The 25,064-nt window shown below is 70.3% G+C and carries 25 protein-coding genes; 16 read left to right on the top strand and 9 right to left on the bottom strand.

All coding sequences use genetic code 11. The features are described 5' to 3' along the window. Positions 1 to 86: 86 nt before the first annotated feature. Positions 87 to 995 (bottom strand): KPN_02809 family neutral zinc metallopeptidase, encoded by a 909-nt coding sequence (gene ypfJ, locus BXA10_RS03930; protein ID WP_076467625.1) that lies wholly within the window; start codon positions 993 to 995, stop codon positions 87 to 89. 242 nt (positions 996 to 1,237) lie between these two features. Here ypfJ and BXA10_RS03925 point away from each other — a divergent pair, with 242 nt between their 5' ends. From BXA10_RS03925 to BXA10_RS03910, 4 genes are all read left to right on the top strand, one after another. Beyond that, entirely contained in the window at positions 1,238 to 2,842 is a 1,605-nt protein-coding gene (locus tag BXA10_RS03925; protein ID WP_076467623.1) for an ABC-F family ATP-binding cassette domain-containing protein, read from the top strand. Between the two features lie 277 nt (positions 2,843 to 3,119). Next, entirely contained in the window at positions 3,120 to 3,347 is a 228-nt protein-coding gene (locus BXA10_RS03920) for a helix-turn-helix domain-containing protein (RefSeq protein WP_007462679.1), read from the top strand. A 46-nt stretch (positions 3,348 to 3,393) separates the two neighbouring features. Continuing rightward, complete coding sequence (locus BXA10_RS03915) at positions 3,394 to 4,161, top strand: enoyl-CoA hydratase/isomerase family protein (RefSeq protein WP_076467621.1); 768 nt, start codon at positions 3,394 to 3,396, stop codon at positions 4,159 to 4,161. A gap of 117 nt (positions 4,162 to 4,278) precedes the next feature. Continuing rightward, complete coding sequence (locus tag BXA10_RS03910; RefSeq protein ID WP_076468246.1) at positions 4,279 to 6,258, top strand: ABC transporter ATP-binding protein; 1,980 nt, start codon at positions 4,279 to 4,281, stop codon at positions 6,256 to 6,258. Between the two features lie 275 nt (positions 6,259 to 6,533). Here the strand turns inward: BXA10_RS03910 and mug are convergent, their stop codons facing one another. The 6 genes from mug to BXA10_RS03880 all read right to left on the bottom strand — a co-directional run bounded on the left by mug (position 6,534) and on the right by BXA10_RS03880 (position 10,897). Continuing rightward, complete coding sequence (mug, locus tag BXA10_RS03905) at positions 6,534 to 7,208, bottom strand: G/U mismatch-specific DNA glycosylase (RefSeq protein WP_076467620.1); 675 nt, start codon at positions 7,206 to 7,208, stop codon at positions 6,534 to 6,536. Continuing rightward, positions 7,205 to 7,966 carry an SDR family oxidoreductase gene (locus tag BXA10_RS03900; protein WP_076467618.1) on the bottom strand — a complete coding sequence of 254 codons (762 nt, stop codon included), beginning with the start codon at positions 7,964 to 7,966 and terminating at the stop codon, positions 7,205 to 7,207. Before BXA10_RS03900 ends, mug begins: the two co-directional genes overlap by 4 nt. A 24-nt stretch (positions 7,967 to 7,990) precedes the next feature. Next, a complete protein-coding gene (locus BXA10_RS03895) occupies positions 7,991 to 8,491 on the bottom strand; it encodes an SCO6045 C-terminal-like domain-containing protein (RefSeq protein WP_076467616.1) in 501 nt (166 codons plus the stop codon). Continuing rightward, complete coding sequence (locus tag BXA10_RS03890) at positions 8,488 to 9,306, bottom strand: MbnB/TglH/ChrH family RiPP precursor modification enzyme (RefSeq protein WP_076468244.1); 819 nt, start codon at positions 9,304 to 9,306, stop codon at positions 8,488 to 8,490. The genes BXA10_RS03895 and BXA10_RS03890 overlap by 4 nt, the downstream gene beginning before the upstream one ends. After that, a complete protein-coding gene (locus BXA10_RS03885; protein WP_076467613.1) occupies positions 9,303 to 10,232 on the bottom strand; it encodes a TIGR04222 domain-containing membrane protein in 930 nt (309 codons plus the stop codon). The genes BXA10_RS03890 and BXA10_RS03885 overlap by 4 nt, the downstream gene beginning before the upstream one ends. A gap of 92 nt (positions 10,233 to 10,324) precedes the next feature. Continuing rightward, a complete protein-coding gene (locus tag BXA10_RS03880) occupies positions 10,325 to 10,897 on the bottom strand; it encodes a TetR/AcrR family transcriptional regulator (protein WP_076467611.1) in 573 nt (190 codons plus the stop codon). A 99-nt stretch (positions 10,898 to 10,996) separates the two neighbouring features. Here BXA10_RS03880 and BXA10_RS03875 point away from each other — a divergent pair, with 99 nt between their 5' ends. The 3 genes from BXA10_RS03875 (at position 10,997) to BXA10_RS03865 (ending at position 13,751) form a co-directional block, all read left to right on the top strand. Continuing rightward, positions 10,997 to 11,860 (top strand): carbon-nitrogen hydrolase family protein, encoded by an 864-nt coding sequence (locus BXA10_RS03875; RefSeq protein WP_076467610.1) that lies wholly within the window; start codon positions 10,997 to 10,999, stop codon positions 11,858 to 11,860. A gap of 55 nt (positions 11,861 to 11,915) precedes the next feature. Continuing rightward, positions 11,916 to 12,560, top strand: coding sequence for an HAD family hydrolase (locus tag BXA10_RS03870; RefSeq protein ID WP_076467608.1), 645 nt, complete (start codon positions 11,916 to 11,918; stop codon positions 12,558 to 12,560). 255 nt (positions 12,561 to 12,815) lie between these two features. Then, a complete protein-coding gene (locus BXA10_RS03865; protein WP_076467606.1) occupies positions 12,816 to 13,751 on the top strand; it encodes an RIO1 family regulatory kinase/ATPase domain-containing protein in 936 nt (311 codons plus the stop codon). Positions 13,752 to 13,850: 99 nt separating this feature from the next. Here BXA10_RS03865 and BXA10_RS03860 read toward each other — a convergent pair whose 3' ends face one another. Then, positions 13,851 to 14,105, bottom strand: coding sequence for a DUF2630 family protein (locus tag BXA10_RS03860; RefSeq protein ID WP_175649105.1), 255 nt, complete (start codon positions 14,103 to 14,105; stop codon positions 13,851 to 13,853). Between the two features lie 824 nt (positions 14,106 to 14,929). Between BXA10_RS03860 and BXA10_RS03855 the strand changes: the two genes are divergently transcribed. The 7 genes from BXA10_RS03855 to BXA10_RS03825 all read left to right on the top strand — a co-directional run bounded on the left by BXA10_RS03855 (position 14,930) and on the right by BXA10_RS03825 (position 22,801). Further along, on the top strand, positions 14,930 to 16,276 hold the full coding sequence (locus BXA10_RS03855) for a cytochrome P450 (RefSeq protein WP_076468242.1): 1,347 nt from the start codon (positions 14,930 to 14,932) through the stop codon (positions 16,274 to 16,276). 9 nt (positions 16,277 to 16,285) lie between these two features. Then, on the top strand, positions 16,286 to 17,197 hold the full coding sequence (locus BXA10_RS03850) for a terpene synthase family protein (RefSeq protein WP_076467602.1): 912 nt from the start codon (positions 16,286 to 16,288) through the stop codon (positions 17,195 to 17,197). Positions 17,198 to 17,273: 76 nt separating this feature from the next. Then, positions 17,274 to 18,794 carry a prenyltransferase/squalene oxidase repeat-containing protein gene (locus tag BXA10_RS03845; protein ID WP_139337881.1) on the top strand — a complete coding sequence of 507 codons (1,521 nt, stop codon included), beginning with the start codon at positions 17,274 to 17,276 and terminating at the stop codon, positions 18,792 to 18,794. 179 nt (positions 18,795 to 18,973) lie between these two features. Further along, positions 18,974 to 21,376 (top strand): sensor histidine kinase, encoded by a 2,403-nt coding sequence (locus tag BXA10_RS03840; RefSeq protein WP_076467598.1) that lies wholly within the window; start codon positions 18,974 to 18,976, stop codon positions 21,374 to 21,376. 15 nt (positions 21,377 to 21,391) lie between these two features. Further along, on the top strand, positions 21,392 to 21,814 hold the full coding sequence (locus tag BXA10_RS03835; RefSeq protein ID WP_076467596.1) for a roadblock/LC7 domain-containing protein: 423 nt from the start codon (positions 21,392 to 21,394) through the stop codon (positions 21,812 to 21,814). An 8-nt stretch (positions 21,815 to 21,822) separates the two neighbouring features. Beyond that, a complete protein-coding gene (locus BXA10_RS03830) occupies positions 21,823 to 22,203 on the top strand; it encodes a DUF742 domain-containing protein (RefSeq protein ID WP_076467594.1) in 381 nt (126 codons plus the stop codon). Then, the gene (locus BXA10_RS03825; RefSeq protein ID WP_076467592.1) at positions 22,184 to 22,801 is read left to right on the top strand and encodes a GTP-binding protein; all 618 of its coding nucleotides are present in this window, start codon (positions 22,184 to 22,186) and stop codon (positions 22,799 to 22,801) included. The genes BXA10_RS03830 and BXA10_RS03825 overlap by 20 nt, the downstream gene beginning before the upstream one ends. Before the next feature lie 38 nt (positions 22,802 to 22,839). Here BXA10_RS03825 and BXA10_RS32675 read toward each other — a convergent pair whose 3' ends face one another. Further along, entirely contained in the window at positions 22,840 to 23,271 is a 432-nt protein-coding gene (locus BXA10_RS32675; RefSeq protein ID WP_175649104.1) for a hypothetical protein, read from the bottom strand. A 522-nt stretch (positions 23,272 to 23,793) separates the two neighbouring features. On the opposite strand from BXA10_RS32675, the gene BXA10_RS31985 reads away from it, so the two are divergent. Further along, positions 23,794 to 24,549 carry a cytochrome P450 gene (locus tag BXA10_RS31985; protein ID WP_245828121.1) on the top strand — a complete coding sequence of 252 codons (756 nt, stop codon included), beginning with the start codon at positions 23,794 to 23,796 and terminating at the stop codon, positions 24,547 to 24,549. A gap of 91 nt (positions 24,550 to 24,640) precedes the next feature. Beyond that, positions 24,641 to 25,063, top strand: a complete 423-nt coding sequence (locus tag BXA10_RS03815) for a roadblock/LC7 domain-containing protein (protein ID WP_076467585.1) — start codon at positions 24,641 to 24,643, stop codon at positions 25,061 to 25,063. The last annotated feature ends 1 nt before the right edge of the window (position 25,064 follow it).

Genomic DNA, 25,064 nt, shown 5'->3' with positions numbered 1-25,064 from the left:
AGGATGTGGTGGCATCCGCCCGCCGGTGAGGCCACCACACCGCGGTGCGAGCACGATCTTCGGCTGGCTCCCGCCCCGAGCGGGGGTCAGCCGTTGCCGAAGGTGTCGCAGGACTTCGGGTCGCCGGCGGAGTAGCCCCGGCTGAACCACTCCTTGCGCTGGGCGGACGAGCCGTGGGTGAACTCCTCCGGGTTCACCGGCCGGTTCGCCCGCTCGGAGATGGCGTCGTCGCCGATCTTCTCCGCCGTGTCGATCGCCTGCTGGATGTCCTGCTCGGTGATGCCGGCGAAGATCTTCTGGCCGCTGGCGTCGGCGGTGCCGGTGGCGTTACGCGCCCAGGCGCCGGCGTAGCAGTCGGCCTGTAGTTCCAGCTTCACCGAGAGCGCGTTGGCGTTGCCGGGATCGCGCTGCTGCTGGCGGCGCATCTGCGCCTCGGTGCCGATCAGGTCCTGCACGTGGTGGCCGTACTCGTGGGCCAGCACGTACGGTTGGGCGAACTCGCCCTGGGCACCCAGTTGGTCGGCGAGCACGCGATAGAAGCCGAGGTCGATGTAGACGAGGTCGTCGGCCGGGCAGTAGAAGGGGCCGACGCCGGAGTCGGCCGCGCCGCAGGCGGTGTCGACGGCCTGGCTGAAGAAGACGGTCCTCGACGGCTGGTACTGCTCGCCGAACTCCTTGGGGAGCGCGGTACGCCAGTACGCCTGGATCGAGTTGACGTAGAGGGTGTTGCGGCAGTCGAGCTGCCGCAGCGCGTCGTCCGCTGAGCACTTCTGCTCCAGGGAGGTGTTGTCGCCCGCCGGGTCACCACCGTCCATGGCGGCGTTGAGGCCGAAGCCGCCGCCGACCAGGGCGACCAGGACGGCGATGACGAGGCCCACGATCCCGCCCCGTCCGCCACCGATCGGGATGGGTATCCCGCCGAGGCCGCCCCCGCCGGACCCCCTTCGGTCGTCCACCTGGCTGGTGTCTATCTGCGCGTTCTCGTTCAGCTCCATCTGTCCCCGATCGCCGATTTGTCCGTGTGGGTGGTTGCGGTACCGGACCGGGTCCGGACGTCTGGTTCGGTACCCGATGATCTTGAAAGGTAATCCGGCGGGAAGGTCGGGAAGCGGCCGGTACACTTGTCGGGTGCTGCGCTGCGAAGGCTGAACCGCCCCGCGCCGACGGGCCCGTCGCCCGCCGGCGTTTTCGCGTGCCCTGAGTCAGCCTTCCGGACCCCGAGAGCGAGCCTCACGACATGATCACTGCCACCGGCCTGGAGTTGCGCGCCGGCGCCCGGATCCTGCTGTCCGACACCACGCTGCGCGTGCAGCCCGGTGACCGGATCGGTCTGGTCGGACGCAACGGCGCGGGCAAGACCACCACCCTGAAGGTGCTGGCGGGGGAGGGGCAGCCGTACGCCGGCCAGATCGACCGCCGCAGCGCCATCGGCTACCTGCCTCAGGATCCGCGTACCGGTGACCTGGAGGTGACCGGACGCGACCGGGTGCTCTCCGCGCGTGGCCTGGACGTGCTGATGGCGCAGATGGCCGAGGTGGAGGCCAAGCTCGCCGAGAACGCCGACGAGAAGCTGGTGCGGCGTTACGGCGCCCTGGAGGACCAGTTCGCCTCGCTGGGCGGGTACGCGGCCGAGGCGGAGGCTGCCCGGATCTGCGCCAACCTCGGCCTACCCGAGCGGGCGCTCGCCCAGACCATCGGCACCCTCTCCGGCGGTCAGCGCCGCCGGATCGAGCTGGCCCGGATCCTGTTCCGCGACGCGGGCGAGAACGGTGGCGGCATCCTGCTGCTCGACGAGCCGACCAACCACCTCGACGCGGATTCGATCACCTGGCTGCGCGGCTTCCTCGCCAACCACAAGGGCGGGCTCATCGTGATCAGCCACGACGCCTCGCTGCTGGAGGCGGTGGTCAACAAGGTCTGGTTCCTGGACGCCACCCGCTCCGTGGTCGACGTCTACAACCTGGGCTGGAAGGCGTACCTGGAGGCGCGGGAGACCGACGAGCGGCGACGCCGCCGGGAGCGGGCCAACGCCGAGAAGAAGGCCGGCGCCCTGATGGCGCAGGCGGACAAGATGCGGGCCAAGGCCACCAAGACGGTCGCCGCGCAGAACATGGCCCGCCGGGCGGAGAAGCTGATCGCCGGGCTGGAGGAGGTACGGGTCGCCGACAAGGTGGCCAAGGTGCGCTTCCCCACTCCCGCGCCATGCGGCAAGACGCCGCTGACGGCGAGCGGGCTCTCCAAGTCGTACGGGTCGCTGGAGATCTTCACCGACGTCAACGTCGCGGTGGACCGGGGCTCGCGAGTGGCGATCCTCGGGCTCAACGGTGCCGGTAAGACGACCCTGCTGCGGATGCTCGGCGGCCTGCTCGACCCGGACACCGGCGAGGTGCACGCCGGGCACGGTCTGCGGCTGGGCTACTACGCGCAGGAGCACGAGACGCTGGACGTGACCCGGACGGTGCTGGAGAACATGCGGGCCGCCGCGATCGAGCAGACCGACACCGACCTGCGCAAGATCCTCGGCGCTTTCCTCTTCTCCGGCGAGGACGTGGACAAGCCGGCCGGGGTGCTCTCCGGCGGCGAGAAGACCCGGCTGGCTCTGGCCACCCTGGTCTGCTCGGGCGCCAACGTGCTACTGCTCGACGAGCCGACCAACAACCTCGACCCGGTCAGCCGCGAGCAGGTGCTCGACGCGATCGCCCGCTATCCCGGGGCGATCGTGCTGGTCACCCACGACCCGGGCGCGGTGCTGGCGTTGAAGCCGGACCGCGCCATCCTGCTCCCCGACGGCGACGAGGACGCCTGGAGCGACGACCTGCTCGAACTCGTCGAGCTGGCCTGACCTCCGGCGGATCGGCTCGTCTCCCGGCCGGACCTCCGTCCTCCGGCGGAAAGTTCATCCTCCGGCGGGGACGCCCGTCGATCAAGAGATTGCCGGCGGGCCTCACTCACTTCCTGATCCGCGCAGGTGGGGCCCGTTCTGGCGCCACCTATCGGGAAGCCGACATCGCATAGCGTGTCGGTTGGCGAATAGTTGATATCTGGCGCATGATCGTTCGAGGCGGTCTAATAGGTGGGACCGTATCCGAACCGCACAGTCTGGGACGTGAGGACACAGCATGGCAGCCACCGGCACAGCCACCAGCACTGAGAAGGGTCGCCGGATCGTCGGGGCCGAGCGCCAGACGCTCGCCAAGGACCTGGTAAAGCGGTACACCTCGGGGGAGAGCATCCGGGCGCTCGCGGCCTCGACCGGCCGTTCCTACGGGTTCATTCACCGGGTGCTCACCGAGTCCGGGGTTCAGCTGCGCCAGCGCGGCGGTGCCCGGCGCCGCAAGAAGGCGTGATCAGGCCCGTTACGTCGTCCATCAGCGCCGTCCCTCGGGTCGCCCGGTGACCGCCGACGCGATCGGAGTGCGGCTGGAAAGCGACGGGCCGGTAGCGACGGTGACGTTGTGCCGGCCCGACGTGCTCAACGCGCAGACACCGGCGATGTGGCGCGCGATGAGCGCCTTCTCCCACGAGCTGCCCGGCGACGTGCGGGTGGTGGTCGTACGGGGAGAGGGGCGTGCGTTCTCCGCCGGCCTCGACCTGTCGGTGGCCGGTGCCTCCGGGCCGGGGTCCTTCGCCGAGCTCGCCACGCTGCCCGAGCAGGAGTGCGCGGATCGAATCGCCGAGTTCCAAGCCGCGTTCACCTGGCTGCACCGCCCCGACATCATCTCCGTGGCGGCCGTACAGGGGCACGCCATCGGAGCTGGTTTTCAGTTGGCCCTCGCCTGTGACCTGCGGGTGCTCGCCCAGGACGCGAAGTTCTCGATGGCCGAGGTTACGCTCGGCCTCGTGCCGGACCTCGCCGGCACGAAGCGCCTCGTCGAGCTCGTCGGCTACTCCCGTGCGCTGGAGATATGTGCAACGGGCCGCCGCATGGACGCCGCCGAGGCGGACCGGATCGGCCTGGCCACTCTCGTCGTACCGCCGGCCGAGCTGGACGGCGCGGTGCGGGATCTGACCATCGGGCTGCTGGCCGGCAACCGGGACGCCGTGATCGAGATCAAGGCGTTGCTCGCCGGCGCCGCGGGTCGCTCACACGCGGAGCAGCAGCGGGCGGAACGCGAGGCGCAGACGCGCCGGCTACGGGACCTCGCCGGCCGAGGGGAATAACCGGTAAGGACCATTCGGGAAGATCCGGGTTGCGGTCGAGGTTGTCAGAGTCGTCGGGAGAATTGACCTGGCGGTGTGGTCGGCCCGACGACCCTGGAGGTGAGTGTGTCCAACCCGATGGGCGGCGGTGGCATGGGCGGCGGCTGGAGCATGCTCCGGTCGATGCGCAACCAGGACGAGGTCTCGGCGCACCAGCTGAAGCGCGGCACCGCGAAGCGGATCCTCGCCTTCGCCCAGCCGTACCGGCGCGACATCGTGGTCTTCCTGATCACCGTGGTGATCGCCGCGGTGATCGGCGTGGCGACTCCGCTGCTCGCGGGTGACGTCATCGACGCGATCAACCGGGGCGGTAACGAGGCCGGATCGCTGGTGATACGCCTCGCCCTGATCATCGGGGGCCTCGCGATCGCCGACGCGCTGCTCTCCCTGGCCCAACGCTGGTACTCCGCCCGCATCGGCGAGGGCATCATCCTCGACCTGCGCACCAGGGTCTACGACCACGTGCAGCGCATGCCGTTGCAGTTCTTCACCCGGACCCAGACCGGTGCGCTGGTCAGCCGGCTCAACAACGACGTGCTCGGTGCGCAGCGGGCGTTCACCTCGACGCTCTCCGGCGTCGTCAGCAACGTCATCCAGCTGGTGCTCACCGCCGGCGTCATGTTCACGCTCTCCTGGCAGATCACCGCGCTGTCGTTGGTGCTGCTGCCGGTCTTCATCATCCCGGCCCGCCGGGTCGGCCGGCGCCTCGCCGACATCACCCGCGAGGCGTACAACCTCGACGCCAGGATGAACGCCACGATGACCGAGCGGTTCAACGTGGCGGGAGCGCTGCTGGTGAAGCTCTTCGGCCAGCCGGACGGCGAGGCACGCAGGTTCGCCGGCCGGGCGGAGCGCGTACGCGACATCGGGATCCAGTCCGCCATGTACTCGCGGACCTTCTTCGTGGCCATGCTGCTGGTCGCCTCGCTCGCCCAGGCGCTCACCTACGGCCTCGGCGGGTGGCTCGCCGTCAACGGCAACGTCAGCGCCGGAACCGTCGTCACGCTCGCGCTGCTGCTCACCCGCCTGTACGGCCCGCTGACCGCGCTCTCCAACGTCCGCGTCGACGTGATGAGCGCCCTCGTCTCCTTCGACCGGGTCTTCGAGGTGCTCGACCTGCGCCCGGCGATCGAGGAGAAGCCGGAGGCGTTGCCGGTGCCCCGGGACAACGGCCGGGTCGAGTTCCGTGACGTGCGGTTCCGCTACCCGAGCGCCGCCGACATCTCGCTCGCCTCGCTGGAGGAGGTCGCCGCCCTCGACCGTACGATCAGCGAGCCGGTGCTGCGTGGCGTCTCGTTCACCGCCGAGCCGGGGCAGATGGTCGCCCTGGTCGGGCCCTCCGGCGCCGGCAAGTCGACGCTGTCCATGCTCATCCCGCGGGTCTACGACGTCACCGACGGCCAGGTGCTCGTCGGCGGCGTCGACGTGCGGGACGCCACGCTCGCGTCTTTGCGCGACGAGATCGGCGTGGTCACCCAGGACTCACACCTGTTCCACGAGTCGATCCGGGAGAACCTGCGCTACGCCAAGCCGGACGCCACCGACGACGAGCTGTGGGCGGCGCTGGCCGGCGCGCAGATCGCCGACCTGGTCCGGTCCCTGCCCGACGGGCTGGAGACCACCGTCGGCGAACGCGGCTACCGGTTCTCCGGGGGCGAGAAGCAGCGGATCGCGATCGCGCGGCTCCTGCTCAAGGCCCCGTCGATCGTCATCCTCGACGAGGCGACGGCCCACCTCGACTCGGAGAGCGAGGCGGCCGTCCAGCGGGCGTTGTCGGTGGCGCTGGCCGGGCGTACGGCGCTGGTGATCGCGCACCGGCTCTCCACGGTCCGGGACGCCGACCAGATCCTGGTCCTCGACGGCGGGCGCATCGTCGAGCGGGGGCGGCACGACGAACTGGTCGCTGTCGGTGGCCTCTACGCCGAGCTCTACCGGACGCAGTTCGCGGTCGCCGACTCGCCCACCCCCTACGTGGACGCGACCGGCCCCGAGCCGATGGTCATGCCGATGGGCACGTACGTGGCCGAGGAGACGATGCCGCCGGCCGCCGCGAACTGAACGCGGCCCCGGCCGACGCACCGCCACGGGCCGGAGCTCGGCACGCGCGGCGGGGCTAGGGCGTGTGTCACAGTCCCTGGCCGGCCTGCGGCGCGCCCAGACGACGCCCGGCGGCGTCGGCGCTTCGTCCGGATACAACACCGGTATCCGGACGAATACCCGCCTTGCCGGACCGCCGCCTGGACTCCGCCTCGGCTCGACCGAAGACTATGACACACGCCCTGGACGCAGTCCGGCGACCCGGACGGCCCGCATCGGACGGGCACGGGGGTGGATCAGAGTCTCTTCGATGCCTGGCGTAGCTCGGCGAACGCGGCGCCCAGACTCTCGGGTGTGAAGTGTGCGTTGAGCCCGCTCGGATTGGGCAGCACCCAGACCCGGGCGGCTGCCAGCAGCTCCGGCTGCGCGCCGAACGTCGCCTTGGGCCGGGCGAACCCGATCCGATAGGCGGTCACGCCGACCACCGCCACCCAGCGTGGCCGGTACCGTGCCGCCTTCTCCCGCAGCGTCTCCGCGCCGGCGACCAGCTCGGCGGCGGTCAGTTCATCGGCGCGGGCGCTGGCGCGGTCGACCATGTTGGTGATGCCGATGCCGTACCGGAGCAGTTCGTCCTGTTCGCTCGGATGCAGCAGCCGTGGGGTGAAGCCGCCCCGATAGAGCGCCGGCCAGAACCGGTTGCCCGGCCGGGCGAAGTGCCATCCGGCGGCGGCCGACCAGAGTCCCGGATTGATGCCGACGAAGAGCACGTCGAGGCCGGGCGCGATGAGATCGGGGAGGGTACGGTCGGCCGCCGCCGCGAGCTCCTCGCGGGTCGGTCGCGGGTACCGGCCGGCGGGACCGGGACGGCGATCGCCGAGCGGCGGTCCGGAGCCGGGGCGGCGGTCGCCGGGGGCGGGCGCGCCGGGACGCGACCGGCCGGGCCGGCGACCGCCGGGCGGGTCCGGGTTCACAGCCCGCGCAGCGAGCCGCCGTCGACGGGGATGGTGACCCCGGTGACGTAGCTGGCGGCGGGGGAGAGGACGAATGCGGCGACGCGGCCGAACTCGGCGGGATCGCCGATGCGGCGCAGCGGGATGGCCGCCTCGATCTCGGTGAGCGCCCGGTCCGGGTCGCCGGTTGCGGCCAGCAACTCCCGGCTGCGGTCGGTGAGGATGCGGCCGGGAAGCAGACCGACGACACGTACGCCGCGCGGGCCGCACTCGTCGGCGATGTCCTTGGCCGCGCCGACCAGGCCGGGCCGGAGCCCGTTGGAGATGCCGAGCCCGGGTAGGGGACTGCGGGCCGAACTGGACAGGACCAGCCCTATCGCACCGCCGTCGGCGAGGTCGGCGGTGATCGTCCGTACGGCGCGGACCGTGCCGAGGAAGATCGTCTCGAAGGAGGCGCGCCACTGCTCGTCGGTGACCGAGGTGGCGCTGCCGGGCGGCGGCCCGCCGACCGAGATCAGTGCGCCGTCGAGCCGCCCGAAGTGCTCCTTGGCCGCCGCGACCAGGCGTTCCGGCAACGTCGGGTCACCCAGGTCGCCCGGCACCCCGATCGCGTGCTCCGGGCCGCCGAGGCGGTCCGCGGCGGCGGCGACCATGTCGGCGTCCCGGGCGGAGAGCACCACGCGCGCCCCGTCGGCGACGAGGCATTCGGCGGTCGCGTAGCCGAGGCCCCGGGAGGCGCCGGTCAGCACGTACACCCGTTCGCTGAGTCCGAGATCCATGCTGCCGATCCTGCCGTACCGGCGTCAGCGGTCGCGACCCGCGGGGTCGAAGCTCACGCGGGGCGCGGGACGGACGAGGCGCACCCGGCCGGCGAGCTGGACCGCCACGGCGCCGCGCACCCGGCCGATGGCCGGCAGGCGGCGTGGGCGGGGCGGACGTTGCCCGTCGTAGCGGGCACCGGCCTCCCGGACGGCCAGCTCCTCCGCGCCGAGCGGGGGCAGTGTGCCGTCGTCGCGCAGGGCGCGGGCCAGGTCCCAACCGTCGCGGAGCGCGCCGTTGGTCGGCCGGTCGGCCGCCCAGGCTGCGAATGTCGTCGGCCAGTCCGCGCCGAGGGCGGCGGCGAGCAGTGGCCAGTGCCGGGCCACCCCACCGGCGCGCTTGCGCAGTAACGCGGCCCTGGCCGCGGCCAGCGGCGCGGGCGCGAATCCGGGTGGCACCGGCGCGCCGGCGACCAGGGCGGCGACCAGCTCGGCCTGCCGTGCGGCCAGGTTGTTCGCCCGGTCCGTCCCGGCGTCGCCGGTCACGTCACCACCGGGAAGCCCGATGCGGCCGCGAGGGCGTCGAGCTCGGCGCGGAGCGCCGGCGCGGGTGGGTAGCCGCCGTCCCGCTCCAGCAGCAGAGCCGGCGGCCGCCGCCGGGCACAGAGCTCGCCGACCAGCTCCAGCACCTGCCGGGGCACCGGATCGGTGTGCGTGTCGTGGTAGAAGCCACCGTGCTCGGCGCCGCCTGCCACGTGCACGTACGCGACCCGGTCCAGCGGCAGCCGGTCGAGCAGGTCGAGCGGGTCGGTGCCACGGTTGCGCGCGTTCGCGTACACGTTGGCGATGTCGAGCAGCAGCAGCGCGTCGGAGCGTTCGAGGATCTCGCTGAGGAAGGCGGCCTCGTCCAGCTCGTCGTCGGGCCAGTCGAAGAGCGCAGCGATCGGTTCCAGCGCGATCGGCACCGGCAACCGCTCCCGGGCGCGGGCGACGTTCGTGCAGACCGCGTCGACGGCCGCCCGGGTGCGCGGCAGGGGCAGGAGGTGTCCGGCCTCCAACCCGCCGGCCCGGACGAAGGCGATGTGCTCACTTACCAGCGGCGCGTTCACCAGTTCGGCGACCGCGGCGAGGTGTTCGACCCGGGTGGGGTCGACCGGCTCCGCGCCGCCGAGGGAGAGCCGCACCCCGTGCGGTACGACTGTCACGCCCCGCTCACGTAGCGCGGTGAGCCCCGAGGGCAGCGGATCGGAGGGTGCCAGCGACTCCGCCACCACCTCGACGAAGCGCAGCCCGGGTAGTTCGGCGACGAAACCGGCGATCTCGGGCCGCCAGCCGATGCCGAGGCCGATCGGCCTGCTCACCCGCCACAGCCTCCACCGCAGCCCCCGCCACAGCCACCGCCGCCGCAGGAGCCGCCGCCGCACGAGCCGCCGTCGCCGCCGGAGCTGCCGTCACCACCCGACGAACCGACCCCTCCGCTGGAGATGGCCTGGCGCGGGATCTCGGCCTGTTCGGCGAAGCCCGGGTCGAGCGCCCAGAGCGAGGCGGCGCCGAAGAGCGCCACGCCCGTGGACACGCCGACCGCACCGTACGTCGGGTACGACGGGGCGGCGGATGGTGCGAGGTGGGCGTGCTGACGGCGCATGTCGTGCAGGGCCTGCCGGCCCGCCCGGGTCACCCGAGGAACCCGGCTCAGGAACAGCGAGACCACGACGAGTGCCACCAGGCTGAGCGTCAGGTAGCCGACGGGCTTGCTGTTGGCGAGCCCGAGGAACGTCCGCACCCCGCCGATCGCGATCAGGGTTAGCAGGGCCAGCGAGGCGCGCCGGGCCGCGAGGCGGTGTGCCGGCGACAGGAGCAGCTCGCGCCGCTCGAGACCCTCGCGCAGGTCGGTGAGCGCCCGGTCCACCCACTGGTCCCGGCGCAGCTCACGGACCCGGGCACGCTGCCCGGCCGCGTGGTGGATCGCCTGCGCCAGTGGCGTCGACCCGGCGGGCAGCGGGCCGGTGGCCTTCAGCTGATGGTTGCGGCCGACGTCGATCGCGCCGTGGGCGCGCAGTCCGCCGAGCGCGGCGTGCACGGCGAGCGTGTCGCCGCCGTTGAGGTACGCGGCCTGTTGGGGGTCCAGCGGATCGCGGCCACCGTCCCGTCCGCCGCTGACGAGCCGGATCCGGTGGACCACTGCGACGGCCACCAGCAGGGCAGCCGCGGCGAGGTAGAACCGGAGGAAGGCCGGACCGGAGATGCCCCACGTGTCGCCCGAAGCGGCGAAGTCGAGATCGGCCATCGGTTGCTCCTGTCACCGAAGGGTCGGCGGACCCATTGTGGAGCAACTTCGCCAACGCCACGACCCCGTACGGGCGGGCGCGGCCACCGGTTTCAACGCCGGCGGACCGCCTCCTCGACCAGGTCGAGCACCGGGCCGAGGTCGCCGGCGGGGCGTCCCATCGCCAGGTGCAGCACGAGACCGTCGTAGGCGAGCTCGAGGAACTGGGCCAGCACGTCGATCGGGACGTCCTCGCGCAGCACGCCGGCGTCCCGCTGGCGGGCGAGTCGCTCGCGGGTCGCCTCGGCGATGGCGGCGGACCGTTCGGCCCAGCGGCGGGCGAACGCCGGGTCGGTACGCAGCCGGCGGGACACCTCGAGCTGGGTGCCCAACCAGCCGGTGGTGTCCGGCGACATGGCTCCCGCCAACAGGTCCCGCATCACCTGGACCAGACCGTTGCGGGCCACCGTCTCGACCATGGCCGCCGCGTCGTCCTCGGCGACGGCGAGGAAGAGCGAATCCTTGTCGCGGAAATGGTGGAAGATGGCTCCCCGGGAGAGCCCGGTCGCCTCCTCGAGGCGGCGCACCGTGGCGCCCTCGTAGCCGTGCCGCGCGAAACACGCCCGAGAAGCGGCGAGGATCTCCTGGCGGCGCGCGTCGAGCTGGTCCTGGCTTACTCTGGGCACGCGTCGATGGTCGCAGGTGGCCGGGCGTCATGCAAACCGTACGTACGGCTTGGGATTGCGGGATCATGGCCGTCGGGCCGCGGGTCTAGCATCACCTCCGTGACGCCGCCCCCCGCCACCCTGCCCTCAGCCCCACTGACCGTCGCCGCCGTCCAGGCCGAGCCGGTCCCTGGAGACGTCGCCGGCAACGCGGCCGCCGCCGCCCGCCTCGTCGCCCGGGCCGCCGACGCGGGCGCCCGGATCGCCGTCCTGCCGGAACTCTTCCTCACCGCCTACCACCCACCGACCCTCGCCGCCGATCCGGCCGGGACCGACGTGGTGGCCGCCGGCGACCGCACCGTCGACGACCCGCGACTGGCGCCGTTGAGCGCCGCGGCGGTGGCCGGCGGCATCAGCGTGGTGATCGGCGCCGCGGTGCGCCACCCCGACGGCCGGCGGACCATTTCCTCACTGGTCGTCGACCGTCGCGGAAACGTTCGGGCCGGTTACGACAAGCAGCAGCTCTGGGGTGACGAACGGGAGCTGTTCGTGCCCGGCACGCGAGGGGCCACCCTGCTCGTCGACGGCTGGCGGCTCGGGCTGGGCATCTGCTACGACGGCTGCTTCCCGGAGCACGGCCGGGCCGCCGCTGCCGACGGCGCGCACGGCTACCTCTGCCCCAGCGGCTATGTGGTCGGCTCCGAGCACCGCCGCGACCTCTACTACGCGGCCCGCGCGTTGGACAACACCATGTACGTGGTCTTCGCCAACTCGGTCGGGGGCACGGACCCGTGGCGGTTCAACGGCGGGGCCGCCGTCCACGACCCCGAGGGACGCACGTTGGCCCGAGGCGCGGACACCGGCGAGGAGGTGCTGGTCGTGACGCTGGATCCGGCTCAGCTGGCGGCCACCCGGGCCGCGCACTCGATGCTCCTCGACCGGCTGCCCGATCAGGGCCCCACCCGGCTCTCGTTGCTGGGATGAGGAGTTAACGTAACGGATCTGTCGCTGGATGCGCTCATTCCCGTAGGGTGCCCGAGTGCCATTGCTCCTCCTGGATCTGGACAACACCCTGCTCGACCGGGCCGGGCCGTTCCGCGCCTGGGGGCAACGCTTCCTGGACGGCATCGGGGCGCCTGAGACCGACATCGAATGGTTGCTCTCCATCGACGCCGACGGGCTGACCGACCGCTGGGACGTGGCCGACGCGATCCGGGACCGGTACGACCTGCGCGTCCCCTCGATCGACCTCGTCGAGGAGTTGCACGACGGGTTGGTCGCGCACACCCGACTGGATCCACTGATCGCCTGCGCGCTGCGGATCGCGGACGACGCCGGTTGGGTGCCCGTGGTGGTCACCAACGGCGCCGTCCGGCAGCAGGAGGGCAAGATTCGTAGGACCGGGCTGGACCGGTACGTCGCGGACTGGGTGATCTCCGAGGAGGCGGGCGTCAGCAAGCCCAATCCCCGGATCTTCGCGCTCGCCGCCCAGCGCGTACGGATGCCGCTGCGGGGTGCGTGGATGGTCGGCGACAGCCCGGAGGCGGACATCGGCGGGGCGACGTCGGCCGGCCTGCCCAGCGTCTGGCTGCACCGGGGACGTACCTGGTCGGACGGCAGGTTCCGGCCGACCCGTACGGCGGACGGGTTGATCGCGGCGGTCGCCGCCGTGCTGGCCGGCTGAAGGTCGCTGCCAGCCACCTGGCGTGCCCGCTCGGCACGCGGCCGTTCGGAGCCCGCACCGCGATCGACCGGCCGACTCCGCTCGCCGGGCGGACGGCCGTATTTCGGTTGACCGGTGCCGGACCGGGGATGAGCATGGTCCACGCATCGTGCACCCGGGCGTGCGCCCGGTCGAGGAGGGGAGGTCGGTCATGGCCGTCTTCGCAGGTCGTTCCCACCGGCCTCCATCAACCTCGAACAAGGGACAAGCACCGCAGTGCGCGAGTACGACTTCCCGGCGCCGGAGCGCCGGGCCCGCGGCCGACGCCGCTTCGACGATGACGAACCACAGTTCCTGAAGCACGGCCGGCGAACCGAGCCGGCCGACGGTGACCCGGACGACGAGTCCGACCCGGAGACCGGCCAACGCTGGTCGTCCTGGGACGACGCCGTGCACGGCCCGGAGCCGCATCCCGCCTGGCTCGTCACCGAGCTGGCCGCGAAGGACACCGACCTCGGTGTGCTCAAGACCGGCAAGGAGGCGGACGTCCACCTCGTCCGCCGGGCGGTGCCCGGCACCGACCGGGCCTGCCTGCTGGCCGCCAAGCGCTACCGGGACGCCGAGCACCGGCTGTTCCACCGGGACGCCGGCTACCTGGAGGGGCGGCGGGTGCGCCGATCCCGGGAGAACCGGGCGATGGCCGGGCGGACCGCCTTCGGGCGGCAGTTGATCGCCGGGCAATGGGCGGCGGCCGAGTTCGCCGCGCTCGCCCGGCTCTGGGAGATCGGTGCCGAGCACGGCACGATCGCCGTGCCCTACCCGGTGCAGTTGCGTGGCACCGAGCTGATGCTCGAGTTTCTCGGTGACCCGGAAGGCGGGCAGGCCGCACCCCGGTTGGCCCAGCTCCGGCCGGACCGGGCCGGTCTGCGCGACCTCTGGAACCAACTGGTCGACGCGCTGGTGGTGCTGGCCCGCGCCGGGTACGCGCACGGCGACCTGTCGCCGTACAACCTCCTGGTGCACCGCGACCGGCTGGTCATGATCGACCTACCGCAGGTGGTCGACCTGGTGGGCAACCCGCAGGGGCCCGAGTTTCTGGCCCGGGACGTCCGGGTGGTGGGCAATTGGTTCGCGGCGCGGGGACTGCCGGCCGAGCTGGCCGACCCGAGCGTGCTGACGGGGGAACTGCTGCGGGAGGCGGGTATCCGCTGAAGCGGGTGGGCCGGGCGGCCGCGCCACGGGTCCGGCGCGACCGGGCATCTCCCGGGTCCGGCACCGTGGCGGCGAAGCCGCCCGGCCCACCCCTCAGGGTCACTGGAGGTAGCGCTCGACCTCGGGCTTGGGTCGTACGCCCTCGGCGTCCGGGTCGCCGTGGGTGGCCCGGGCGGCGCGACGCCGGCGCAGCAGGTCCCAGCACTGGTCGAGCGACTCCTCCAGCTCGCGCAGCCGGTTCTGCGCCTCCTCGTCGGTGCCCTTCTCGTGGGCCTGCGCGGCCGCGCGCAGCTGGTGCTCCTCGTCGACCAGCTCGGAGATCCGGTTCAGGATGTTCTTGTCGTCCATGTCCATGAGCCTGGCACAGGGCGCCTGGGGCCGCGCAGGTTACCCCGCCGATCCGGTCGTCCGACCTGCCTGTAGGGCCTGATCATGACCCGTCGCGGTTGCCGCTCGCGGGGTGGCCGCCGCCTCGCGACGTCGCTGACCGCTGCCCGTCAGCCCGCCCCAGCCCCGGCCCGTTGACCTACCCGGCCAGCCGGCTGCTCCCCCCGCAGGCAGGGGATCGTCCGCCGGTTGCGTGCCATCCTCGGGCGCTCCGCCCGGCGCATGCGACTGGCGACGTGCCGCGTCACTGGCTGCTGCCCGTCGCCGCCGGTGCACCTTCGGCGTTCGGCCACCGAGCCCCAGCTTTCTGGCCCGGCTCCGACAACACCATGCGGCACGCCTCGCCTGGCACCGCGAAACACACGGCACACGTTGCCGGCCACCTCTAACGGCGCACGCTGCGGCAACCGCTCGGTCGTCATTGGAGGGCCGCACGCCACGCATGCTGCCACGGTGCCGTGAGCCACCCGGACAGGACTGCCACTCACGTCACGCACCACGTTCGACGGTCCATCGTCCACGTGTCCCTTGCATGCGAGGAACAGCCGGAGGCCTGCTGATCCGGCGCCGACCAGCAAGGACGCCTCGCCCCGCGAGCGACAGGAAGGGGTGGAAACCGCCCACACTGAAAGCGAAGCCGATCACACATTGCATGACGGTAGGTGCAGAGAGGACACTTAACGCCGCTTAGATCCTGAGCCGCGGATCAATTAGGCTCCGCCGCCGGTGGGGAAGGGGCATTGTGGAGAATTCGCATGTCTAGATCACTGCCAGGAGCCCGCGCCAAGGTGATCCCCGCTTGGCGGGCCCTACCGTCGGTCGTCCGTGACGCTCACGGCGCTCTCGTCGACGTCGGCAACCAGTCCGGCGGGGACGTCGTGCGTGTCTCGCTCGGCGTCTCACGCCCCTACCTGGTCACCAACCCTGCCCACGTGCAGGAGGTCCTGCAAGAGAAGGCGGCTATCTACCCGCGAGGCGACGACACCGCGCTCTGGCGCTCCGTCCGGCAGCTCGTCGGCGATGGCATCCTCGCCGAGGGCGAGACGTGGGCGGCGAGCCGCCGCATCCTCGCGCCGCTGTTCCGGCCCGCCCGCATCAACCGCCTGGTCGAGACCATGGCCGATGCGATCGCCACGGCGGTCGACGAACTCGACGCCCCCGCGGCCGCCGGGCAGCCGGTCGACGTCGGACGTGAGCTGTCGCGAATCGTCTGCAGCGCCATCATGAGAGTCTTCTTCGCCGACCGCATCTCGGTTCAGGACGGGCTACGGATCATAGCCGCCCAGGAGACCATCGTCACCGCGATGGCTCCGCGACTGCTGGCACCGTTCATGCCGTGGTGGGTTCCGATGCCCGGAGACCGGCGCTTCCGCGCCGCAGTGCAGGGCATCGACAACATCCTGTTACCGGTGCTCCGCGAGGCCGTACGCGAACCGAATGACGGCGACGACGTGCTGTCCACGCTCGCACAAGCCCGGACCCCCGACGGCCAGCCACTGAGCGAGAAGCAGATGCGTGACGACCTGGTGTCGATGGTCGCCGTGACCACCGAGACCAGCTACGTGGTGCTGACCTGGCTGTGGCCAGTGCTCGCCAACCACCCCCACATCGCCGACAGGCTGGTCGACGAGATCGAGCGCGTGGTCGGACCCGGGCCGGTCAACGCCGACCATCTGTCCGAGCTGACCTACACCAAGATGGTCCTGGAGGAACTCCTCCGGCTGTACCCGGCGGGCTGGATCGTGCCTCGCCGCGCGGCCGCCGACGATGTGCTCGGCGGAGTGCGCATCGACAAGGGCGCGACGATTATCCTTTCGCCGTACGCGACCCAGCGCATGTCCGCCTGGTGGGGGCCGACGGCAACGGAGTTCGACCCCGAACGGTTCGCGCCCGGCCGCGCCGCTGCCGACGGCCAGCACCGCTATGCCCACTACCCATTCGGGGCTGGGATGCACCGTTGCCTCGGCGAGCACCTGTTCAACCTGGAGGCCGTGCTGATCGTCAGCACGCTGCTCAGCCGGTACCGGTTCAGGCTCACCGACTCCACCATGCCCGGGGCCCGGGTCGCCGCCTCGCTGCGCCCAGCGCGCAGGGTAGAGATGACCTTGATTCCTCTCAAACGATCCGTCACCCGATAGGAGCACACCATCGTGCCTCCGTACGCCGTCCGCGACGGGCTCACGGTCGCCACCGAGCAGGGACGCATCTGCTCACTCGCCGCCCGCGGTCAACGCGACCTGCAGAAGCGGGTAGCGGCATACCCGAAGTTGTTCCCCAACCCGCCGGTCGACGATGCCATGCTCAGTGCCCTGGCGCTGAGCACGGCGTTCATCGCTCCGTGGTGCACGGCCGAGCAACTCCGGGTCGCCAACCGCGCCTCGCTGTGGATCACCGCCGAGGACTGGCGGATCGACAACGTCGCAGCCACTGTCGACGAGGTTGAGGCGACCGTCTCCGCTTGCCTCAGCGTCGCCGACGGTGATGCTCCCGCAGAAGAAGACGAGCTTGGCCAGTTCCTCGCCGAGATCCGCGACGAGCTGGCCACCACCGCGTCGTTCGGCGCGGTGCAGCCGCTCTGGCGTGAGGAAGTCCGCAGGGTTCTCACCGCCGACGCGCGCGAGTGGCGGTGGCGGGCCGCCCGGGCGACCGACGAGACGCAGTTGCCCACCTTCGCGGAGTACCTCGCCAACGCCGACAACTACGGCGCGACCTTTGTCAACGTGTCTCACTGGATCGCGACGGGTGACGAGGACACGCTGGACCACCTCCCCGAGCTGATAGCGGCGAGCAGGGAGGTGCAGCAGGTGCTTCGGCTGGTCAACGACCTGGCCAGCTACGAGCGGGACCTGAAGTCCGGCGACCTCAACGGGCTCATGCTCGGCGTCGACCGGGACGACATCCAGCGGCGGGTGGCCGACCGCATCAGCCAGTGCCGGGACCTCCTGGACAGCAGCGTGGAGGCACTCTGCCCCCAACAGGCCCACTACCTGGCCCGCGAGATCGGCTTCACCACGGGCTTCTACCACGGCACCGACTTCTGGGGCAGCTTTGAGCGCTAACCAAGCAGCGGGAACGACCACATCAGCCGTTCTGCCGACTCAGCGTGCCGGCGCCATCGAGCGTCTGCTCGCCGCGATGGCAAGCGAGCCCGCCGGTCAGGTGTCCCCGTCTGTGTACGAGACCGCTCGACTTGTCAGCCTGGCGCCCTGGCTGACTGGGCATGTCGATCGGGTGAACTTCCTGCTGAGCAGTCAGCGTCCAGACGGCGGATGGGGCCCTCGCGGGGAATACGCCCTCGTTCCCACCTTGAGCGCTACCGAGGCTCTGCTCGCCGTCGCGCGGACGTCACCACAGGAGGATTTGCTCGCCGCAGCGGATCGCGGCTTGCAGGCGCTCGCTAAGTGGCTTCCTGCCGTACGCGCCATCCCCGACACGCCCGCGATTGAACTCATCGTGCCGGCGCTGGTCGAGTCAATCAACGCGCATCTCTCCCGGCCAGAGGCGATCACCGAGCTGAAACACTGGCACGCCGGCGCGCTTCTCAACCTGCCGATCGGAATGGACGGACGGAGACTCGCGGCGGTCCGCAGGCTGATAGCCAGTGGCGGCAGCGTGCCGCAAAAGCTACTGCACGCTCTGGAGGTCGTCGGTGACCTCGCCCGGCAGGCCCGCGGCGTCGAACCGCCGCCGCACGGCATCGTTGGCGCATCGGCGGCGGCGACCGCGGCGTGGCTCGGAGGGCCTAGCGGCGCGGCGAACCATCCCGCGTCCCGCGCGTACCTGGAGTCCGTCGTCAAGCGACACGGCAGCCTAGCGCCGTGTGCCACACCGATCACGGCGTTCGAGCGCTCCTGGGTCGTCAGCAGCCTGAAGCGGGCCGGACTAAGGGTTCCGGCATCGCCGGATCTCATCCGCAGCCTCACAGCGGATCTCACGGTGGACGGCATTCCGACCGGGCCCGGGCTGCCGGCGGACGCAGACACAACCTCTGTGACCTTGTATGCCCTCACTGCCCTCGGCGCTCCGGGCGACACCGAGTGCCTGTGGCGGTACGAGACGCCGCAAGGCTTCTGCACATGGCCGGGGGAGGATGGGTTTTCACTGACCACCAACGCGCACGTCCTGGATGCCCTCACCCAGCACGTGGCTGCCCGGCCCAACACGTCCACGCGCTACCCGGTCGCCGTCCGCCGCCTGGTCGACGCGCTGCAAGCCCGTCAGCAGGCGGACGGTAGCTGGCAGGACCGATGGCACGCCTCTCCGTACTACGCCACTATGTGTTGCACCCTCGCGGTAGCTGATGCCGCCGAGCCATCGGCTGCCAGCGCTCTCGTCCGGGCGGCGCGTTGGGTCGCCGCGTCGCAACGGGTAGACGGCTCCTGGGGCCGGTGGGGCGGCACCGTGGAGGAAACCGCGTACGCGATACAGGTGCTTGTGGCCGCCGGCCGGAACCTGCCCGGCGCGGGCACCGCTCTCCTGCGCGGCCGCGCGTACCTCGAGGAGCACAGCGAGGAAGATGGGCCAGCGCTATGGCACGACAAGGACCTCTACCGCCCCACCATGATCGTTCGCGCAGCTGTCCTCGCAGCACGGCACGTAGCCGAGCGTGTCTCTACGGCTCATGGGCAGGAGTATCTGTCGGGCAGCAGGATGTAACGAGCATTGCCGATGCCCGCACATCGCTCAACTGCGGATTCTCGATACGTACCGTCGATGTTCAAGGCGACCTTGAGTGATGAGTCAGATTCCTGCTAGCGTGCCCCGGTCTGCACACTCGAAGGCTTGTACGGCAAACATCGCCGACAAGCGAATGATGTCCGGCATGGGACGGTCTAATGCGGTCTCGCGGTACCAATCTGCGCACCAAGGTTGTCGCTCTCCTGGTGTCACTGGTCGCTCTCTGGTCGTTCGCGGCATGGGTGACGCTCCGGGACGGGGTCAACCTGCTGGGAGTCCAAACAGTCGACAGCAAAATCGTCGCGCCAAGCGAACCCCTGCTGCTCGAGTTGCAAGTCGAACGGCGGCTGTCTACGGCGCAGCTGGGTTCGTCCAGCTCAGCCGGCAAGGATGAGTTGGCCGCGAGCCGGCAGAGGGTCGACGCTGCCGCGGCAGAGTTCAGAGAGTCTGCCCAGAGCTGGCTAGCCGACCTGATGGCTGGGGCCGAAGCCGAACGCACCGTCGACGCGGCGATTGCGGCGCTGAACACCCTGCCTGCCACCCGCGAGTCAATTGACAGCCGTGACCTCGATCGCGCGGCAGCCGCGAAGGCTTACACCCAAGTCGTCGACTCCATGTTCCAGCTCTACGACGTCGTGGGCGGCCTCGACGACCCGGACATCGAGGCGGACACCCGCAACCTCATCGAGCTCTACCGGATTCGCGAGCTAATGTCCCAGGAGGACGCACTGCTCACCGGTGCTCTCGCCGCGGGGCGCACCACCCCCGCCGAAAACGTCGAATTCACTCAGCTCGTCGCCGCGCAGCGGTTCCTGGCCGGTCGGGCTTCGGACCAGCTCCGTCCCTCCGAGCGCACCCAGTTCGATCAGGTGATCGCGGGTCCGTCGTTCACCAAACTCCGCGAAATCGAAGACCGTATTCTTCAGAGCGAGCGCACCAGGTCCAAGCCAGCCGTCTCGGCACAGGAGTGGAACGATGCCTCTCAGTCCGCTCTGTCCGAGCTGCAAGACATGGTGCTGTCCGCCGGCGACGCGGTCGTTGACCGGGCTGCCCCGGTCGCGGTGTGGGTCATCGTTCGGCTGCTGCTCGCAGCCGGTCTTGGTCTGCTTGCTGTCATCGCGTCGATCGTGGTCTCCGTTACCACCGCCCGCGCGCTGGTCGCGCAGCTGCAGCGTCTGAGCGCCGCAGCCCACAAGCTAGCCGACGAGCGACTGCCGGGCGTGGTTGAGCGCCTCGGGCGCGGCGAGAAGGTCGACGTCGCGGCCGAAGCGCCGCCACTCGACTTCGGTGACGATGAAATCGGCAAGGTGGGCGAGGCGTTCAACCGGGTCCAGGAGACGGCGATCGCCACCGCAGTGATGCAGGCGCAGTTGCGCCAAGGGGTCCGCGATGTCTTCCTAAGCCTTGCCCGGCGTACCCAGAGCCTCGTTCACCGGCAGGTTTCGCTCCTCGACGAGATGGAGCGCCGCGAGCAAGACTCCGAAGAGCTTGAGGACCTGTTCCGCGTGGACCACCTCGCCGTTCGTATGCGCCGCAACGCCGAAAACCTGGTAGTGCTGTCGGGCGCGGCTCCCGCCCGTGCCTGGCGTCGCGACGTGCCGATGGTCGACGTCGTCCGTGGCGCTGTGCAGGAGGTCGAGGACTACCAGCGGGTCAGCGTCATGCCGATCGAATCGGTCGGCCTCGCCGGCCGTGCGGTCGGTGACATCATCCACCTGCTCGCTGAGCTGATCGAGAACGCTTTGTCGTTCTCGCCTCCTCACACCGAGGTGCAGGTCCGCGGCCAGCTCGTCGCGCGGGGCTTCGCCGTTGAGATCGAAGACCGCGGGCTGGGCATGGACGCCGCAGAGCTCAAAGCGGCCAACGAGCAGATCGCGCAGCACCAGGAGTTCTCGCTGTCCAACGCCAACAAACTTGGCCTGTTCGTGGTCAGTCGGCTGGCGGATAGGCACAAGTGCGTTGTGCACCTCAAGACCTCCCCGTATGGCGGCACGACCGCTGTGGTACTCATCCCGATGGGGCTGGTCACCAACGCCACAGCCCCCGGCGTAGGCGCGGGAGGCATCGAGGGCGAGACGGCTAGTGGCAAACCGGCCGAGCGGCAACCTGCGCTCACCGCGCCCAGCCGCCCGGAGGGGCTCGTCGACGCCCCGATCTCTGCGCTGACATCTCCGACACCCAAGCTCGGTTCCCCCGTCGTGCATAAGGTGCCGAGCCAGCGAACGCCGGATGCGACGACCGGCAGCCCCTCCGTGCTTCCCGCGCGGTCGGCACCACCGGCGGCGCCTTCAGCGCAGGAATCCCAGACGCCGAGTGGGCTACCGGTCCGCGTGCGACAGACCAGCCTGGCACCGCAGTTGCGCGACAACAAACGCCCAGCGGCGGAAAGCACGGATGAGGATGAGCCGGCGCGAAACCCCGACCGCGTCCGCATGATGATGAGCTCCTACCAAAAGGGCACCCAGCGCGGTCGTGCGGAGACGGAGCGCCGACTCGGCGACGACAAGGACACGGACCCACGGGACACCGATGGCTCGGCAGCGACCGAGACCGAACGGTAGAAAGAGGAACTCGAAGTGGTACAGCAACAGCACAGATCCAGCAGCGATCTTGCCTTCTTGCTGGACGACCTGGTGGGTCGGGTGAAGCAGGCCGAGCACGCCATCGTTCTCTCCGTCGACGGGCTGCTCATCGCCGCGTCAGCTGATTTGAACCGCGACGACGGTGAACACCTGGCTGCCATCGCGTCAGGCATCCACAGCCTTGCCAAGGGCGCCGGAACACGATTCGGCGGTGGCGCTGTCCAGCAGACCATCATCGAGCTGGAGAAGTCCTTCCTGCTGGTCACCGCCGCCGGTTACGGGGCCTGCCTCGCGGTTCTGGCGGCGGTGGACGCCGACCTCGGGCTTGTCGCCTACGAGATGACCACGCTTGTCGACCGCGCGGGCAAGTATCTCGCGTCGCCGTCTCGAACTCCTCAGACGTCGGCACGCAGCTAGGAGCCGCGATGACAACGTCGGATGCAGAGCCGCGGTGGGTGGACGACGACGCGGGACCCGTGGTGCGGCCGTACGCGATGACCCGGGGCCGCGCCATCGCGAAGAACCGCTTCAACGTGATCTCGCTGGTGGCCGCCACCCGGGTGGCGCCACCGGCCGAGGTCGGCATCGGACCAGAGCACATCAGGATCGTCGGACTCTGTCAGGAACGCCCTCTGGCGATGGCCGAGGTAGCCGCGCACCTCGGCCTGCCTCTAGGCACGGTTCGTGTCCTGCTTGACGACCTGCTCGCTCGGCAGCTCGTGCGAGTCACCGAGCCCGCGCAACACACCAACCTTCCCGACAACCGCGTATTTGAGGCACTGATCAATGGACTACGAGCGCTCTGACGGGGACGAGGCCCGGGCCGCCGTCCTACCCACTGCCGTCAAAATCCTCGTCGCCGGCGGCTTCGGCGTCGGCAAAACCACCCTCGTCGGTGCCGTTAGCGAGACCAAGCCGCTGCGGACGGAGGAGCTCCTGTCCGAGCAGGGAGTGGGGGTCGACGACATCTCCGGGGTGGAGTCAAAGTCAACGACCACGGTCGCTATGGACTTCGGTCGAATCAGCTTCGGCGACGACCTCGTGTTGTATCTCTTCGGTACACCTGGACAAGACCGGTTCTGGTTTGTCTGGGACGAGCTGGCCCTCGGTGCCCTCGGCGCTGTTGTTCTCGCCGACACACGCCGCTTGGCCGACTGCTTTCCCTCTGTCGACTACTTTGAGCAGCACGGATTGCCGTTCGTGGTGGCGGTCAACTGCTTCGACGGTGCGCGCAGGTACAGCATCGACGAAGTGAAGCTGGCGCTCAACCTAGACCCAGAGGTGCCCGTGATGCTGTGTGACGCCAGGGAGCGGGACTCGAGCAAGGACGTTCTGATTACTCTGCTTGAGCACGTGATGAAAGGCCGCGCTGCGGGCCGAGAACCGGCATCGGTCGGGTCATGACGTTCGGGGCGTGCTGAGCAGCAAGCGGGCCGACAAGGTCAGGCGTCCGAGATGTGTCCCGCCCCCAGAGAGCCAGTCTGGCCGACTTTGGCCACGATTGGTTTCATGCTGCCCGCTGACCCGTTCGTGATGGCTCGACGGCTGCGTGCGATTGGGCAGACGCTCCCAGGCGACGTTCTGCTCCGGCAGCCTGACGAGTTCGCGAGCCTCCGTGCGACCGGAATCGCCTTGAAGGCAGGCCTCGCGGAGTTGGAAAAGGCTTCCGAAGCGATGGCCGATTGAGTGCGCAGGAGGAACGCCATCCGGGACGCGTCGAGGCGGGCGTCGGCCACGATCAGGATTCCCAGGTCACCGTCGCGCCACGGCCCGGCCGCGATCAGGCGCCCCACGATGTCCCGCAACTGCTCAGCGGTTACCCCGACCGCGTCATCACCAGGCGCCAGCCGCACCGTGTCCAAGGGCGTGGTCATGAACTTCGGCCCCGGTTCTCAGGCCACGACCATCGAAACGGCCAGCCCGGGATCATGATGGTCTGATCCTTGCCGCGACCGCAGGTGTGACACATGATCCACTGCGGCGAGGTATGCGCATCCCAGCCGCAACCAGCAGGTGATGCCCACCGCCAATACCACGCGTCCATCAGCCGCCGCGGCAACGGCATCGCCGCGAGGCAGGTGCGCACCCAATTGATGTCCGGACGCCCGCTGACGATGGCTGGAACTCCAACCGGAACCCTGCCAACTCCCGACGGCATCAGCCGGACCACGGTTATGCACATTGATCACCAGAACAGCCCTCCGGTTATTGGTGTTCTTCCCTAGATGAGAAGATCATCGATCAAGGGCTGTTTCTGTCCGCCCGGGGTCGCGACAGTAACCTCGGAGGTTGAAGGTCAAGCTTAGCGAAGTTTGACGGTGCAATGGCATGCTCGCTGGGTTCTGACCACAGAGTCGTTCCACGACGGACAGTTGCAAAGAGGGGGGGCGGGCCAGGTGCAATCGGCAGATAGCGGGCAGTCCCGCGTCCGACCAGCGCACACCGTCCTGCCGCACCAGATGGTGCCGAGCCTGCTCCGAGACCCGGCCCGTGCGCTGATAGCCGTCGGTGACCGGACCGGCGGGGAACTGGTCCGCATCAACCTGGGCTCTTTCCGGCCGTACCTGGTGACGCATCCCCGGCACGTGCGGCACGTGCCGTGCGAGCGGTCGGAGAGCTACGAGCGGGCCGACGACGGCTTGTCCTGGCGGCCCGTGGAACGGCTATTCGGCGAGGGACAGATCGGGTCGGCCAGCCGGAAGATGCTCCAGCCGATGTTCACCGCCAAACGGATCGAGGCGCTGCTGGACGGGATGGCCGAGGCCATCCGGGAGTCGGTCGACGAACTCGACAAGCCGTCACGGGACGGCCGGACCGTCGACATCGAAGTCGAGCAGACCCGCACGATGAACGCGTACGTCGGGGTGATCGACTCGATCTTCGACGTGTTCGACGCGCTCGGCGGTCTGGACGACCGTCAGATCACGCAGGAGACCGGGGCGCATCGGCCCGAACTGCGTGACGATCCCGCGGCGACCGGCGCTGACGAGGACGAGGAGATGGTGCGGCAGCCCGAGCAGGTGCGCCGGATGATGAGCTCGTACCAGAAGGGGACCCGCCGGGGCCGGACGGAGGCGGCGCGCCTGCTGGGCGACGATGACGCGCCGGAAGCCGGGCCGGGCCCGGAGGCCGACGAGCAGCAAGCGACCTGACCAGTGCCGGCGGCGCGGAAGTCCGCCCGCGACGGAGCGGTCAGCACCAGACGAAGACGGCTACATCAGCCGTGGGAGAAGAGGACGACGAGTGGCCCAGAAGACGGCATCGGGTGCCGACCTGACGTGGTTGCTGGATGACCTGGTCGGCCGGGTGAAGCAGGCCGAGCACGCGGTCGCGCTCTCGACGGACGGCCTGTTGATGGCCTCCTCGCAGGGTCTCAGCCGGGACGACGGTGAGCACCTGGCCGCGATGGCGGCCGGGATCCAGAGCCTCGCCCGGGGTGCGGGGAAGCGGTTCGGTGGTGGCCAGGTGCAGCAGACCATCATCGAGATGCAGTCCTCGTTCCTCTTCGTCACAGCCGCCGGGCGAAACGCCTGTCTCGCGGTTCTGGCCAGTGAGGACGCCGACGTCGGGCTGATCGCCTACGAGATGGCGATGCTCGTCACCCGGGTCGGCAAGCACGTGGCCTCGCCGACCCGGCCCGCCGAACCGCCGACCGGCGAGAAGTAGC

Origin of the sequence: Micromonospora avicenniae, from assembly GCF_900156065.1 — a bacterium.
GTDB lineage: Bacteria > Actinomycetota > Actinomycetes > Mycobacteriales > Micromonosporaceae > Micromonospora > Micromonospora avicenniae.
The sequence above is the reverse complement of the archived record's forward strand: the minus strand, read 5'-3'. Positions and strand labels throughout refer to the sequence as shown.